Origin of the sequence: Mesorhizobium cantuariense (genome assembly GCF_042647205.1) — a bacterium.
Taxonomy (GTDB): Bacteria; Pseudomonadota; Alphaproteobacteria; order Rhizobiales; family Rhizobiaceae; genus Mesorhizobium; species Mesorhizobium cantuariense.
Genome location: NZ_JBHRVD010000001.1, coordinates 1,159,475 through 1,173,741, shown reverse-complemented (window position 1 = coordinate 1,173,741; position 14,267 = coordinate 1,159,475). Strand labels below are relative to the sequence as shown.

The window sequence follows — 14,267 nt, the reverse complement described above, 5'->3', positions numbered from 1 at the left end:
CGCCGCCGCCACGAGGCCAGGATGGGATCAACATTGGAATGAGTTTCGACCGAGGCATAAACGGCTGCTCCGGGTGAGAAGCAAAGCGTTCACAGTACTTCCGACGGAGGTAGGTCCTGCACATGCTTGATCTTAATTCCGCACTCGTACCTGCGCCGCTTGTCCGAGTTCCGCTCTGAGGTCGGTCAAGAAGACCGATTCAGGAACGCGCTTGCAACGACAACAGAGCGGTTTTCCGGCGCCCGAGGACAACCGCCATGCCGGCTATGACCACGACGCATGTCACGCCAAGCAGCATGACGGAGACGGCCGCGGATTCGGGGCTTGTGTTGAAGCGGATACCCTCCCACAATTTTCTCGGCAGTGTCTTCACCGACAGATCGCTGAGGAAGATCGAAGCCACCGATTCATCGAACGAAAGAAGCATCGCAAGCAGAGCGCCAATAGCCAGGCCAGGAAGCAGCAGTGGGAAGACGATCGTTCGAAAAATGCGCCAAGGGTTGGCGCCAAGGCTTGCTGCGGCAAGTGACAGCCATGGATCAATGGAACTGTGTGTCGCCGATGCGACGAGGTAAACCACCGGGAAAATCAGAACCGTGTGGGCTATGATGATGCCTGCCTCGGTATCAACCAGTCCCACGCGCGCAAAGGTCAGATAGGCCCCCAGCGCGAAGACAACGCTCGGTACGGTCAAGGGCGAGAGCACCGAAGCTTCGGCAGCACCCTGAAACCGGAAATGACGACCAAAGCCGAGCACCGTTAGAGTGGCCAGGACGAGGGTCGCAACGCAGGTGGCAGATCCGATGCGAAGGCTGGTGAGTGCTGCCGCAATCCATTCCGGGCTGCCGAGGATCGCTTCGAACCATCGCATCGAGTAGCCTGGAGGCGGAAAGATGAGCACGTCCGCCGCACTGAACGAGACCGGAATGAGCACGACCAGTGGAAGGAGAATGAAGACAGACATAACGCAAAGATAGGTCGGTTCGACAAGCGGCGCGGCGAAGCGCCAGATCGTGGGACTGTGTGGCCGCGGGGTGGGCTGGGCCACCGGCTGGCGAAGAAGTGCTTTGTCCACGTTCCGTGCCTGCTGTTGCGGCAAGGTCGGCGGCAATGAGCCCGGACGCTGCCACCGCGAGAAGAATCGCGCCATTGTGGACATTGCTACGACAATGATCGTGGCCGTCACGGCGAGCGTAATGCCGAGTGCTGCGGCGAAACCCCAGTCAGCCCCGGTCTCGATTTCCGACTGGATCACTTGTGCAAGCATTTGCTGGCGCTGGTTGCCGAGGAAGGCAGGCGCGATAAAGCTCGCCATGGTGAAAAGGAAGATGATGACGACACCGGATTGGATGCCGCGAATTGCAAGCGGAACAACCATGCCCAGCCAGGCGCGCAGCGGGTTGGCCCCAAGCGTATGAGCGGCCAGGAGAATGCGTCCGTCGATGCGCCGCAGGACACTGACGAGAGCGAAGACCATCATCGGAATGGAGGAGTGCACGAGGGCGAGAACGACCGCCGGCTCGCTGAAGAGAAGGGGCAGCGGCTCCGAAATCAGCCCGAGGCTGAGAAGCGCCCCGTTGACAAGGCCACGCTGTCCGAGGATCGCCAGCCAGGCGAAGGTCCGCACCAGTACGCTGGTCAAAAAGGGAACCAGCACCAATAGTCCAAGAAGCAGGCCCTTCACCCCGTTCGCCCGGCTCAAGAGCCACGCCAAGGGAAACGAGACGACGAGCGTTATCGCAGTTGCTTCCAGACTGATGCGAACCGTCGTCCAGATGACCGTTCGGTACACCGGACTTCCGAAAATTCGCAGGAAGCGCCCGACGGCATCACCGCCGAACGCTTCCGGCACAATGGCAAGCAACGGTAGAGCGAAAGCGAGGAGGAGCAGCAGGAATGCTGGAGCGAGCAGGCAAAGCCGCCCCCAATCTATGATACCGCTCCGTCTCATCATCGTTTTTCCCGTCTAAGTTCTGCTACTGCATGATGGCCGTGTTCCAGCGGGTCTTCACAGACTCGCGGTTCTCGTTCCACCATTTCGAATCGAGAACTGCGCCAAGCTTCGCGTTGTCCGGATAGCTCGGCAGATCCTTGGCGACGGCAGGGTCGAGAAGCTTCAGCGCGTCGACATTGGTAGGGCCGTAAGGGATTTGGCGGGTCAGTTCTGCCTGCTGCTCGGGCTGGACGGCGAAGTTGATGAACTTCATGGCCTCGGCTGCATGCGGAGCGCCTTTCATCACCACCCACCATTCGGTATCGGAGACGGAAGCGTCCCAGCCATAAGCCCATTTAGCTCCAGCCTTTATGGCATCATTGACCCGACCATTGGGGATGTAGGCCAGGTCTACCTCTCCCTGCTGGATGAGCGCTTGGGTATCCGCGGCCCCCTTGTAGGCGACGATCTGGTCCTTGATCCGCTCGTAAACCTTGAGGGCGCGATCCACATCCAGGGGGTAGAGATCGGCGGGCTTCACACCGTCGGCCAGCAGCGCGAATTCGAGAGTGTATTCCGGTTCCAGCGGAACCGCGCGACGAGCCTTCACCGCCGGGTCGAAGAACTGAGCCGGAGTAAGTCCGCTCGAAAACTTGTCTTTGCTCCACGCGAGGTTCATGCCGAACTTGATGTAGCCGACACCGTATTTCGTGCGGAGTTCCGCCGGAATGCCGTCGGCCTTGATGACCGAATAGTCGAGCGGCTGAAGAAGATCGTCCTTCACCTCGTTCGCATGAGCCGAGCTCTCTGCCGAGACGACATCCCAGGTGACGTTGCCGCTCTCGACCATGGCCTTCACCTTGGCGTAGCCCGAACCGGTGGTGCCGGTCACCTTGGCGCCCGTGGCTTTGGCGTAAGTGTCGAAGAAGGCCTTCGTCTGCGCGTCCTGGAACGAGCCGCCGTAGGAGGCGACCACAACTTCCGCCGGATCGGCGGCAGGTGCCGATTGCGCAAAGAAAGTGACGCTGGCCGCCGCGAGCAAGGCAGCGGACACACCCATGTAAAGTCTGTTTTTTGTCATGATTTTTTACTCCCCTTTGAATCCGCTTCAGGGTGATCCTTCAGCCGGAAGAACAGCGACGGATGCCGGCGCCCATCGCGCAATGACGGGTTTGCCGGGAGCCAGGTGTCCGGCCCCGTCATCTCCACGCATGATGCTGGCGAGCAGGGACTGTCCGTCGGAAAGTTCGAGCGTTACGCGCCAGCCGGCGCCGAGGTAGGTGACATCGCGGATCGTCGCGGGAACGCCAAAGGCACCGTCTGATACGACTTCGGGTCCGGGGCGGACGGAGACGGTCTCCGGTCTCACCACAATATCGAAAGGCGCCGTCGCGGGAGACGGCAATGGCTGGCGCACGCCAGCGATCTCGTATCCGCGGCCGCCATCCGTCGCGGTGACGCGCAGAATCGAACACTCGCCGAGGAAACGTGCGACGAAGTGATTGGACGGCGCGGCGTAGATGGTTTCCGGATCGTCGACCTGGAGAAGCCGCCCCCCCGCCATGATCCCGATCCGGTTCGCCATTGCCATGGCTTCCGACTGGTCGTGCGTTACGTAGATGACCGTGATGCCGAGTTCGCCCTGAATGCGCTTCAACTCTTGCTGCATTTGGTCGCGGAGCCGCCGATCGAGAGCGCCAAGCGGTTCGTCCATGAGCAGGAGGTCGGGGCCGAAGACGAGGGCGCGGGCAAGCGCCACGCGTTGCTGCTGCCCACCGGACAACTGCGAAGGATATGAAGACCAGCGATCGGCAAGATTGACGAGACCGAGCGCGGCATTCACTCGCGCCTCGCGCTCGGCACGCGCGACGCCGCGCATCCTCAGCGGGTAGGCAACGTTTTCGGCAGCCGACATATGCGGGAAAAGCGCATAGTTCTGGAAGACTACCCCGATCCGCCGCCGATGCGGAGGCGTGTCCGAGACAGAGGTGCCCGACATCAGCACGCGACCTTCGGTCGGCGTGTCGAACCCCGCCAGAAGCATAAGAAGCGTTGTCTTGCCGGAACCGCTCGAGCCGAGCAGTGCGAAGAACTCCCCCGACGAGATGTCGAGGGTAACGTCGCTCACCGCGCACACGCTACCATAGCGTCGGGTGACACCTTGAAAGGAAACGGCGGCGAGTGGCTGGCCTGTCATTCCACGGCCCTTCCCAGGTCAAGCGGCGTGAGCGGCTCGTATCCGGTTTTGGTAACAAGGATCGTGTCGCCAAAGCGGGCGCCACCAATACCGTCGACATAGACGCCCGGCTCGATGCCGAGGAGCATGCCCGCTTCAAGCACGGTCGGGTCGCTGGCCTTGATCTCGGGAAACTCAGGATCGGAAAGGCCGATCCCGCGACCGGTGCGATGCTGCATGGCACGGTCCCAGCCGTGGCGTCCGATGACCGCGACGGCGGCGGCGTGAACCTCGCCGGTCGTCACGCCCGCGCGCACCTTTGCCAACGCCGCTTCCTGGGCCTTGCGTGCGACGTCCACGATCTTGCGAACATCCGCCGGCAAACCCGTCGACCCCACCTGGACCGGTCGGTCGAAACAGATGCCGTGCCCAAAGAACGGCCGGCCGCAATAGCAGAGCTGCAGGAGTTCCCCTTCCCGCATAGACCGGCCGGCGGCAACTGCATGGGCGCGCCCTGAACGGATGCTGCCGCTACCCATGACATGGATGCCCTGGAGAAGCGGCGAATGGTTCTCATCGCCGTTCCACCATTCCGCGGCACGCCGCATCGCGGCCGTGCGGGAAGCAAGCGCCACTTCCCATTCGGGAACACCGGGGGCCACAGCTTCGCAGCTTGCCTTGAACTGGTGGGCAGCGATGTCGGCGCAGCGCCGGACGACGTCGATCGTTGCGGCATCCTTGCGGCGACGCACCTCACGAAGCGTGACTGTCACGTCCCGGATACGTTCGGTACCAAGGGCATCCCTGACCAGGTCGAGATTGCGCGCCGAGGTAGCGTCGAAGTCGACGCCGATCGTGCGGGCTTCCGGAGCTACTTTTCCGATATGCTCGGCGAGCGCGGCTGAGAACGACATGGGCGGCTTCGCCGGCTCTTCCCATTCGACCCATTCGATAGCCACGGGCACGCTGCATTGCGCCCTTATCTCAGGTGCTTCGATGCGGGGCGAGACAAAAGCCGCCGCGCCATCCTGTGGCAGCACGAACCAGACCGGCCGCACCGATGCGATGCCATCCAGTCCGGCAAAGAAACGATGATTGTCGAAGCTCGACAGCGCGAGAACGTCGATGCCGTCCTGCTTCATCGCAGTTCGGGCGCGTTCGAGGCGTTTGCCGTAATCCGCCTCGGAAGGAAAGATGAGCCTGGAGTTCGAAGGGTTCTCGTTCATTTTGCTCTCACGATGGTATTTCGCGTGTGATGGGACGGGCATGGCCGAAGGCGCCACGCGTGCCGCAGATGAGCGCGGAGTATTGCGCTGCGTCGCTGGCCGCTTCGGCAAGCGGTACGCCGGTCAGCACGCGGTAAGCGAGGCGGCTTACAAATGCGTCGCCCGCGCCGAGCGTATCGACGGCATCGACAGGCACCGCGGGCGCGAACAGGATCTCGCCTTTGTGGCACACGGTGGCGCCACGCGCGCCCTGGGTGATCGTGACCAGTTCGACGCCGGCCGATTGGGCGGAATCCAGAACACGCGCCACTTCGTCGTCGCCGGCACTGCCGCGCGAGAAGGCAGCTGCCCTTAAATAAGGCAGGACACCAGCAGCATATTCCAAACTCCGTTCGGAAAAATCGAAGGAGATCGCAACGCGCTCGCGAATGTCGGGAAGCTGGTTGTCCAACCGGCTTGTCTCACCGGTGTGAACCAGGTCGAAGCCGGCAAGATAGTCGAGATCGGCGTTGTCGAGTCGGAACATCGATACGCCTTTCTCGCAAAGGCCCCATCTGCGGTTGTTGCCGCTGTCGTCCATATGAACGGTGGCAAAGGCATTGGGCCCGTCCTCGACACGCAGCCGCTCGAGCTCAATGCCTTCAGCCTGCAGGCTCGAGCGGATCAGATCGCCATCGGCATCGGTGCCGATCACGCCGAGATAGGCAGCGTGCGCTCCGCTTCGCCGGGCGTGAACAGCGAAATTCACCGCGTTGCCTCCCGGAAACATCAGCCTTTGATTGAAATATCGGTCGACAACATTGTCACCGACGCCACAGACACGCATACGAAATGCCTCAGTAGGTTGTCTTGAACATGTAGCGGCGTTCTGTGAGCGAATGCCCGGTGACCGCCTGGTAGTGTTCGGCCAAACGCTTGGAAAGGGTCGAGAGAAGGAGCGGGGAAATGTCCCCACGCATCGACGCCGGCACGCCGGGCAGGCTGTAGTCCATCGAATCGATCACGCGGCAGCGCCGGGTGTTCTTGTTAAGGAAAGCCTCAACTCGGTTGATCACCGGGCGGGTTTCGTCTTCGCCCTTGAACAGAAGAACCGCCGTATCGGGCTGAACAACCTCGAAAGCCCCATGCAGAAATTCGTTCGCGTTGAACCAGGACGCGTGCTTCCACTGCATCTCCATGAGATAACACATGGCGAATCCGTAGCCGGCGCCCTGGTTGGGACCGGCGGACAGGACGTAAGTCAGGGTCTCTGCCGCGAAGTCAGTGGCGATCTCGTGGAGGCGCGCCTCCGCCTCCTGCACAGCCAGTTCAAAAGCTGCCGGCACCGCAGCGAAAGCCTGTTCCAATGCCGCGAAATCGAATTTTGCCCCGGCTTCCTTCAGAAGCGCCGTCACCATCAGGCCAATCAGCACTTGCTTCGGCGCCAGGATAGTTCGGTCGCTGTGGTACGTGAAGACGTCATCGCATTCGGCGGCGAGTTTGGTCGTCTCGTTCTTAGTAAAGCCGATGACGCGGGCGCCGGCGGAGTGCGACCAGCGAGCGGCTTCGATCGTTTCTCCCGTCGTGCCGTTGTGCGATGCGACAAGCGCCACTGATCCCGGCCCGAGCAGAGCAGGACGGCGGCGATTGAACTCTTCGCTATTAAGGCAGAAAGTCGGAAATCCGGCGCTTCGGTCGCACTGGTACGATGCGGCAGAGAAGTCGTTCAGGGAGCCACCGCAACCGATCAGGAAGAGGTTGCGCATTCCATCAGCTGCGGCCTTGGCCACTTGCCTGATCCGTTCGCGTTGCTCGACGGCGGCTTCAGTGATGCGACGGAAATCGACATCTGTTGGGACAAGATTGGGGTATCGATTCACAGTGCCTCTCTTTTTGCGATCAAGATGTGATAGCGCTCTCATGTGATAACGCTCTCACACTTCCCAATGGGTTGTCAAGGGGCGTCGCGGCGGTCTATTTGTCCGCCATGCACGGGCACGAGTCCCGCAACGCGGATGCGATCAGACCATGAAGGATAATGGACGCTCCAGCGCTCAGCCGACGATCGCCCACGTTGCGCGTGCGGCGGGTGTCTCAAGCGCAACCGCGGCGCGGGTGCTTGGCGGTTACGGCTATGCCGGTGCTGAGACGCGCCAGCGCGTCTTCGACGCCGCAAAACGCCTGGCGTACCAGCCCAACCAACTCGCTCGCAGCATGGCGACCGGCCGCAGCGAGATGATTGGCGTCGTTGTAGCCGATATTGAGAATCTGTATTTTGCGCGAGCCATTCGGGCTATCATAGACACAGCCAGTGCAAATGGCTTCGGTGTGGTTCTAGCCAACACCGACGAGGATATTGAGCTTGAGCGTGACGCGGTGCGCGTGTTGCTCGCCAACCGTGTCGATGGCCTGATTGTTTCGCCAACCTCCAGCATCGAGGTGGATCACCTCATCGGCGCGCGGGACATGGGCTGCCCCTTTGTCCTTCTCGACAGACGCGTGCCGGTACTCAATGCCGACACCTTTGCGATTGACAACTTTCGCGCGGCCCATCAGGCGGTGGCATCTCTCATCAAGCAAGAACACCGACGCATCGCGCTGGTGTCCAACGCTCCTTCTCGTGGGGAGCAACATTACCTGATTTCCTCTGTTCGCGAGCGTATCGACGGTTACCGCGCAGCGCTCCACGACGCCGGCATCCAGATTGTCCCCAAGCTGATTATCCTCGGAGGTTGGGACACTGAGAATCTTGCTCGCCAGTTGCGCCAGCTCTGTCAGTCTGCGAACCGTCCGACCGCTTTTCTCGCGACAGACAGTTCCGTCGCCCTCGTCCTTCTCAACGTTCTTCGGGAGCTAGATTTATCGATACCCGACAAGGTTTCGCTCATCTGCTTTGACGACGCCGACTGGACGGCGGCGGTGACGCCGCCCCTGACCGTTGTGTCGCAGCCCATCAGAGACTTAGCCAAAGCTGCGACAGAAGATCTGATCGCTCGTTTGCAAGGCGAGGCTACAGGTCCTGCCAAGGAAACCTTGCTACAGGCGACGATGATAGATCGTGGCTCAGTCAGCAGTGCCTTGGCAAGGCCGAGTGTTAAGCGACGAACGTCAGCGGCTGGGAACTGACATTCGTCAACTCTCCTGTTGTTGCTGCCCTTTGCTTAGAAAGCCGGGGGCTCAGCCGAAGCCAATGCATACTGCAACATCTGAAGCTCAAGACCCGGTCAGACTTGTCCCTTTCACAGGTCGAAACCGCCGATGACACGAGGCCGGGGCTGAAGCTCTTTTCTCATCGAACACAATCGCCTTCAATTTCGACTCGTTGCTGAGGAGTACGAGATGACCCGATCGAATGAAGAAGCGCTCAAGCGCACAATCCGGAGACGCCAGCTGCGTGAAATAGTGCCGCTTGCGGACAGTACGATCTACGACATGGAACAGCGGGGCGAATTCCCGCGACGCTTCGCCTTGACTCCAAGATGTGTGGTTTGGGATCTGGGCGAGGTTCAAGCATGGCTCGCGGCCCGTCGCTCAAAGCCAATCCTGCGCGCTCCGAAACCGGACCTTAAGCAGCGTCGGGCTCGGCCGATCAGAGAGCCGGATCAGGCTCCAAGAGGGGCATCGACGGCGGGATGAGCGTCGGGACGAACTTCTTGCCAACGACCCAGGCGTCGATGATGTCCGACCATTCCTGCATCATGTGGCGGCGCTGCATTTCGTATTCGGCCTTGTTGTAGACGCCACGCGACGAGCGTCCGTCCTCGTGGGCCAGGCACTTTTCAATCCAATCGCTGTTGAAGCCAAGTTCATTCAACAGAGTTGAGCCCGTTCGCCGCAGGTCATGAACCGTGAACGGCTCGAGGGGCAGCCCCTCGGACTTCGCGCGCTCGACGACTGCGTAAGTGATCCGATTGAACGTTGCACGCGACATCGGAGCATCCGCATCGTACCGCGATGGAAGAAGGTATCTGGAATTTCCCGCACAGGTCTTCAGGGCAATCATGATGTCGAGCGCTTGGCGCGACAGGTAGACGCTATGCGCCTTCGACCGCTTCATGCGTTCCTTCGGGATCGTCCAGACCGCATTCTCAAAATCGACCTCGTCCCACACCGCGTCCTGCAGCTCGCTCTTACGCACCATAGTGAGCAGATAAAGCCGCATTCCCAAACGGATCGTGGGAAGTGTGGGGATGTGCTCGAGCTGCTTTAGCATCACGCGAATTTCGGACGGCGAGAGCGAGCGATCCTTTGGGACGAAGGTAGCAATCGACGCCGGCCCAACTTCATCAGCTGGATTGGCGACCTTTTCCCCGTGCAGGATCGCAAAGCCGTAAATCTGTTTCACGATATCTCGCACGTGAATAGCTGTCGCCGGAGCACCACGTTCGACGATGCTGCCGCACAGGGCCCTTAGGTCGTCCGGCGTGATTTCCGGCAGGAGGCGATTGCGCCAGACCGGAAGAAGCTCCCGTTCGAAAATGGCGCGCCGCATGGCGCGCGTGCTGTCGGCCATCGGCCCGGCTTTTAGCCATTTCTCGCCGAATTCGCCAAAACTCTTTGCCTCTTTCAGGCGGCGCTTGTCGCGCTGCTTCTCGATCGCCGGCGATCGCCCTTCGCCAATGGCGCGCTTGGCGTCGAGGCACTTCTCTCGGGCCAACGCGAGCGAGATGCCGTCTCTGCCATATCTGCCGAGATAGACCGTCTCGCGGCGTCCATTCAGCCTGTAGTCCAGCCGAAACGAGATCGCGCCACTGGGCATGACGCGGACATACATCCCGTCACGGTCAGCAATCTTGTAGATTTTTTCTTTTGGTTTCAGTGCCTTAAGGGTGGCATCCGTCAGCATACCCATTGCCTCTTGAAAAGTACCGTCAGTACGATTTCGAGGCTCTGCGGCAGGAAATTCCTTTTTCCTTCAATGCCTTAAGGTACACAAAAGTACCGTCACGAGCCTCATTCGCTCCGACGGTACTTGGAAAAATTCGGGTGGGCAATATGCGGAAGGTCCGTCAAGCGGTCCGTCAAAGCCAATCTATGCGTACCGATTGTCGCTGGTTGTCCCTGAAAGGATTTATTTTTGTTTTCAGTGCGTTACGTCGCAGATCGGCGTATTTTCGGCTGCGTTTGAGTGGGTCTGAATCATTCCCACTCGATTGTTCCAGGCGGCTTCGACGTCACGTCGTAGACGACGCGGTTGATGCCGCGGACCTCGTTGATGATGCGCGTGGCGGCAGCGCCGAGGAAGGCCATGTCGTAGTGGTAGAAATCCGCCGTCATGCCGTCGACCGAGGTGACGGCGCGTAGCGCACAGACGAACTCGTAGGTGCGGCCGTCGCCCATCACGCCGACCGTCTGCACCGGCAACAGCACGGCGAAGGCCTGCCAGATGGCGTCGTAAAGGCCGGCCTTGCGGATTTCGTCGAGATAGATGGCGTCGGCCTCGCGCAGGATCTCCAGCTTTTCGCGGGTGATGCCGCCCGGGCAGCGGATGGCAAGACCGGGGCCGGGGAACGGATGGCGGCCAATGAAGCTCTCGGGCAGGCCGAGCTCCTTGCCGAGCGCCCTCACCTCGTCCTTGAACAGTTCGCGCAGCGGCTCGACCAGTTGCATGTTCATGCGCGCGGGCAGACCGCCGACATTGTGGTGCGACTTGATCGTCACCGACGGGCCGCCGGTGAACGAGACGCTCTCTATGACGTCGGGATAGAGCGTGCCTTGCGCCAGGAATTCGGCGCCGCCGAGTTTCTTGGCCTCTTCCTCGAACACCTCGATGAACAGCCGGCCGATGGTCTTGCGTTTTTTCTCCGGGTCCGACTCGCCCTCAAGGGCGTCGATGAAACGGTCCGATGCGTTCACCAAAATGAGCGGCAAATTGTAGTGCTCGCGGAACATCGCCACCACGCCCGCGGCCTCGTCCTTGCGCATCAGGCCGTGGTCGACAAGGATACAAGTCAGCTGGTCGCCGACCGCCTCGTGGATCAACAGGGCCGCGACAGAAGAGTCGACGCCACCCGACAGCGCGCAGATGACCTTGCCCTTGCCGACCTGCTTGCGGATGGTCTCAACCGCGTGCTCGCGGTAGGCGCGCATGGTCCAGTCGCCCTCGATGCCGGCGATGTTGTGGACGAAGTTCCTGAGCAGCCGGGCACCATCGGGCGTATGCACCACCTCGGGGTGGAACATGATGCCGTACATCTTGCGCTCGATGTTGCCGAAGATGGCGAAGGGCGAGCCTTCCGACTTGCCGAACACTTCGAACCCCTTGGGCAAGGAGATGACGCGGTCGCCATGGCTCATCCAAACCTGGTGGCGCTGGCCGGGCGCCCACAGGCCCTCGAACAGCGGGCTGTCCTTCTCGATCTCGACGAAGGCGCGGCCGAACTCGCGATGGTCGGAGCTTTCGGCGACGCCGCCCATCTGCACGCACATGGCCATCTGGCCATAGCAGATGCCGAGCACCGGCACGCCGGCGTCGAAGACGATCTGCGGCGCGCGCGGGCTGCCGATATCGCTGGTCGAAGCCGGGCCGCCGGACAGGATGACAGCCTTCGGATTGATGCGCTTGAATGCCGCTTCGGCCGACTGGAACGGCACGATCTCGGAAAATACACCGGCCTCGCGGATGCGGCGGGCGATGAGCTGGGTGAACTGGCTGCCGAAATCGACAATCAGGACGGTGTCGGGATGATTGGCTGTTTTCATGGCGAGCGTTTAGAGAAAGAAATGAGTCGGCGCAATGGGTTGCGAGGCTGCGGGCCTCCATTCAATTCTGCTGCTTCGCAGCAGCTCTGTCCGATGGTTCGGTCCGCTCCACGCCTGAGCTGGAGTCGATAGCGGCTAGCTGAACTAGCGTTCCACTACGGTCGGTTTGTCGGCCAGATGCGATTCCAGTTGGGCTATCAGTGCGGCAAATCGGGCATGCATGGCGTCGAAAGCCGTCCAGCGTCCGTTAAACTTATTGAGGCGATAGCCGGGTTCGGAGCCGTTGCCCCTGATATAGGCTAGCAAATCGGCTTCACTGATATTGACTGGCGCACCGCTGGCACACTTGCGGAGCCATGCCACAAATTCCTCGCCGCGCGCTCGTGCCGCCTCCTGTTCGCGCTGTGAGGCGGTTCTGGTAAGAACGTGCCCGTATTTGGTGGCGAATTCGAGTGGCGTTCCCTCGAAATCCGGATCGACTTCTTCCGGCGTCAGAAAGTTGGCTTTCGGAATGTTGCGGCGGAATTCTAGCCCACGTTGATAGATTTCCTCGGCGGCGGTCTCCTTGGCGGCGGATCGCCTAGCAACGGTCCCCTTGACGTGCGTGGCCTTCGATGGATGCGCTTTCTCGGCCGCAGCTTGAAGCCCGAGTCTCCTGTCCACGACGGCCTTTTCCAGTTCCGGGGCGTACTGAATAACGGTGCGGGCACGGGCAAGCGAACCCGTAGAAACATCCATGATCAAAGCCGCTTCTTTGACGAAACGATTGTGACCAGGAAGGCTAGGATCACGCGTTGCGCCAGCAGGCATTTCTACCTTTTCTTGAAATTGAGTTTGTTGCTTAAAATGCGCCAGCCTTGCCGCCGCGAAGGCCCGGCGTTCAAAGGTTGAATGTTGCCGCCGATAGTCGTTGAGTGAAACGACCAAATTAAGCGCGTCAACATCGTTTGGCGTCCCTATGCCTTCAAAGCGCGGTTCAATGCCCGCTTCAATGCAGGCGCGGTAGCGGGCGCGCCCGTCCAGAATCTTTCCCTGATAGAGCACGATCGGCACCTGCACGCCGTTTGCCCGAATATCGGCCACAAATTTCGCAAAATCCTCACCGTTCGGCAGAGGCCAGATTTCAGCGAAACGATGGTCTTGGTAGTGAACAGCCATTTGGTTCTGTCCTTGCAGGAAAAGTGGTGGCGCATTCGCGCGCCTCCCCGTTGAAGTCTTATGCAGCCTCAGCTTGTTTCGGCATGAAACGCGGGAACGCTTCATCGACTCTCAGACTGATTTTTTTGACCTGCTCGCCAGCCATCCAAGCATTGAATGCCTTAATGACATGTGCCAAGACTTGGTGTTTCTGCATCGGTTCCTTGGCAACGCTGTTGACTTTCAGCACATGCTGCAAAGCCGCAATCGGACTTCCTGCGCCGAACTCCTCACCCTCAGTGCCCACGTCGTTCATGAACTCGTCGAGCGTGAATTCATCATGTAGGTCGAGGATTTTGACCGCCGCAAAGGCCGCGATATCGTTATGGCTAATCATCGCGGATGCGGAAGCATGCTCGCCCGCCATCAGTTGGGCGCCCCGGCGAATGTTTGGATTCGCCTCGACGTAGTCAATGAATTGCTTGGGCGACATGCGCGGAAGCCGGTGCTTCTTCGTCGCCGTATATGCTTTGTTTTCGTAAAGCTGGGCGATAGTCACCGTTTGCGCTGTCAGAGCCGAAAGGCCATTCAGGCCCGCCGTGGCTAGCGCATCCTTGGCGGTACGCGCCTTGACATTGTCGATGTAAGCGAAAGCCGATTTGATAGGCTTGCGCTGATTAACAACGTAAGTTGCGAATGGCACCCCGGAAAGGTAGCAAGCCCAGAGACGGTGCTGACCATCTAACAGCTTGCCGTCGACATCGAAAATCAGGGGCTGGCCGGTTTCGGGCCAATCCTCGGCGGCCATCTGCTCCGCGTAATAGACGATGTTCGACAGTACGGTCTTGCGATTCGACCCGGCTGGGTTCTTGAGCAACAACCTTTCGGCCATTTCCGGGGTGATCATATGCCAGCCATTGGCGACCTTGTCCTCGTTTTCAGGTTGGATTTTCCTCCATTCCTCGAACTGATCAACCAGAGCATAGAATGTGGCTGAATTGGCGATTTTGAGGTCAAGATGGAATTTTGGCTCCCATGATGTGGTCGCTGTAATGTTTTCGACGTCACTCATAAGTTCTGCTCCCGTTGCCGCGCCTATCGGAAACGACGGCTG

The 14,267-nt window shown here is 60.1% G+C and carries 12 protein-coding genes; 2 read left to right on the top strand and 10 right to left on the bottom strand.

Annotation, left to right across the window (positions count from 1 at the left end):
* Positions 1–199: 199 nt before the first annotated feature.
* The 6 genes from ACFOJ9_RS05530 to ACFOJ9_RS05505 all read right to left on the bottom strand — a co-directional run bounded on the left by ACFOJ9_RS05530 (position 200) and on the right by ACFOJ9_RS05505 (position 7,194).
* Complete coding sequence (locus ACFOJ9_RS05530) at positions 200–1,852, bottom strand: ABC transporter permease subunit (protein WP_378977450.1); 1,653 nt, start codon at positions 1,850–1,852, stop codon at positions 200–202.
* Between the two features lie 124 nt (positions 1,853–1,976).
* Positions 1,977–3,014 (bottom strand): ABC transporter substrate-binding protein, encoded by a 1,038-nt coding sequence (locus ACFOJ9_RS05525; protein ID WP_378977448.1) that lies wholly within the window; start codon positions 3,012–3,014, stop codon positions 1,977–1,979.
* A gap of 27 nt (positions 3,015–3,041) precedes the next feature.
* Positions 3,042–4,130 (bottom strand): ABC transporter ATP-binding protein, encoded by a 1,089-nt coding sequence (locus tag ACFOJ9_RS05520; RefSeq protein ID WP_378977446.1) that lies wholly within the window; start codon positions 4,128–4,130, stop codon positions 3,042–3,044.
* Complete coding sequence (locus ACFOJ9_RS05515) at positions 4,127–5,335, bottom strand: M24 family metallopeptidase (RefSeq protein WP_378977444.1); 1,209 nt, start codon at positions 5,333–5,335, stop codon at positions 4,127–4,129. Before ACFOJ9_RS05515 ends, ACFOJ9_RS05520 begins: the two co-directional genes overlap by 4 nt.
* Before the next feature lie 7 nt (positions 5,336–5,342).
* Entirely contained in the window at positions 5,343–6,104 is a 762-nt protein-coding gene (locus tag ACFOJ9_RS05510) for a PfkB family carbohydrate kinase (protein ID WP_378987575.1), read from the bottom strand.
* Between the two features lie 67 nt (positions 6,105–6,171).
* Positions 6,172–7,194 carry an SIS domain-containing protein gene (locus ACFOJ9_RS05505; protein WP_378977442.1) on the bottom strand — a complete coding sequence of 341 codons (1,023 nt, stop codon included), beginning with the start codon at positions 7,192–7,194 and terminating at the stop codon, positions 6,172–6,174.
* A gap of 148 nt (positions 7,195–7,342) precedes the next feature.
* Here ACFOJ9_RS05505 and ACFOJ9_RS05500 point away from each other — a divergent pair, with 148 nt between their 5' ends.
* On the top strand, positions 7,343–8,440 hold the full coding sequence (locus ACFOJ9_RS05500; protein WP_378977440.1) for a LacI family DNA-binding transcriptional regulator: 1,098 nt from the start codon (positions 7,343–7,345) through the stop codon (positions 8,438–8,440).
* A 213-nt stretch (positions 8,441–8,653) separates the two neighbouring features.
* Complete coding sequence (locus ACFOJ9_RS05495) at positions 8,654–8,950, top strand: helix-turn-helix transcriptional regulator (protein WP_378977438.1); 297 nt, start codon at positions 8,654–8,656, stop codon at positions 8,948–8,950.
* Here the strand turns inward: ACFOJ9_RS05495 and ACFOJ9_RS05490 are convergent.
* The 4 genes from ACFOJ9_RS05490 to ACFOJ9_RS05475 form a co-directional block, all read right to left on the bottom strand.
* On the bottom strand, positions 8,904–10,160 hold the full coding sequence (locus ACFOJ9_RS05490) for a tyrosine-type recombinase/integrase (RefSeq protein WP_378977436.1): 1,257 nt from the start codon (positions 10,158–10,160) through the stop codon (positions 8,904–8,906). The two genes, ACFOJ9_RS05495 and ACFOJ9_RS05490, sit on opposite strands and share 47 nt — an antisense overlap.
* A gap of 293 nt (positions 10,161–10,453) precedes the next feature.
* Positions 10,454–12,016, bottom strand: a complete 1,563-nt coding sequence (gene guaA, locus ACFOJ9_RS05485; protein ID WP_378977434.1) for a glutamine-hydrolyzing GMP synthase — start codon at positions 12,014–12,016, stop codon at positions 10,454–10,456.
* A gap of 144 nt (positions 12,017–12,160) precedes the next feature.
* Positions 12,161–13,174, bottom strand: coding sequence for a hypothetical protein (locus ACFOJ9_RS05480; protein WP_378977432.1), 1,014 nt, complete (start codon positions 13,172–13,174; stop codon positions 12,161–12,163).
* Between the two features lie 58 nt (positions 13,175–13,232).
* Complete coding sequence (locus ACFOJ9_RS05475; RefSeq protein ID WP_378977430.1) at positions 13,233–14,225, bottom strand: hypothetical protein; 993 nt, start codon at positions 14,223–14,225, stop codon at positions 13,233–13,235.
* Positions 14,226–14,267 lie beyond the last annotated feature (42 nt).

Bases quoted from the DNA above. Each gene is read 5' to 3' on its own strand.
- ACFOJ9_RS05525 (WP_378977448.1), bottom strand. From the start codon at position 3,014: ATGACAAAAAACAGACTTTACATGGGTGTGTCCGCTGCCTTGCTCGCG.
- ACFOJ9_RS05520 (WP_378977446.1), bottom strand. From the start codon at position 4,130: ATGACAGGCCAGCCACTCGCCGCCGTTTCCTTTCAAGGTGTCACCCGA.
- ACFOJ9_RS05515 (WP_378977444.1), bottom strand. From the start codon at position 5,335: ATGAACGAGAACCCTTCGAACTCCAGGCTCATCTTTCCTTCCGAGGCG.
- ACFOJ9_RS05510 (WP_378987575.1), bottom strand. From the start codon at position 6,104: ATGTTTCCGGGAGGCAACGCGGTGAATTTCGCTGTTCACGCCCGGCGA.
- ACFOJ9_RS05500 (WP_378977440.1), top strand. From the start codon at position 7,343: ATGAAGGATAATGGACGCTCCAGCGCTCAGCCGACGATCGCCCACGTT.
- ACFOJ9_RS05495 (WP_378977438.1), top strand. From the start codon at position 8,654: ATGACCCGATCGAATGAAGAAGCGCTCAAGCGCACAATCCGGAGACGC.
- ACFOJ9_RS05490 (WP_378977436.1), bottom strand. From the start codon at position 10,160: ATGCTGACGGATGCCACCCTTAAGGCACTGAAACCAAAAGAAAAAATC.
- guaA (WP_378977434.1), bottom strand. From the start codon at position 12,016: ATGAAAACAGCCAATCATCCCGACACCGTCCTGATTGTCGATTTCGGC.
- ACFOJ9_RS05480 (WP_378977432.1), bottom strand. From the start codon at position 13,174: ATGGCTGTTCACTACCAAGACCATCGTTTCGCTGAAATCTGGCCTCTG.
- ACFOJ9_RS05475 (WP_378977430.1), bottom strand. From the start codon at position 14,225: ATGAGTGACGTCGAAAACATTACAGCGACCACATCATGGGAGCCAAAA.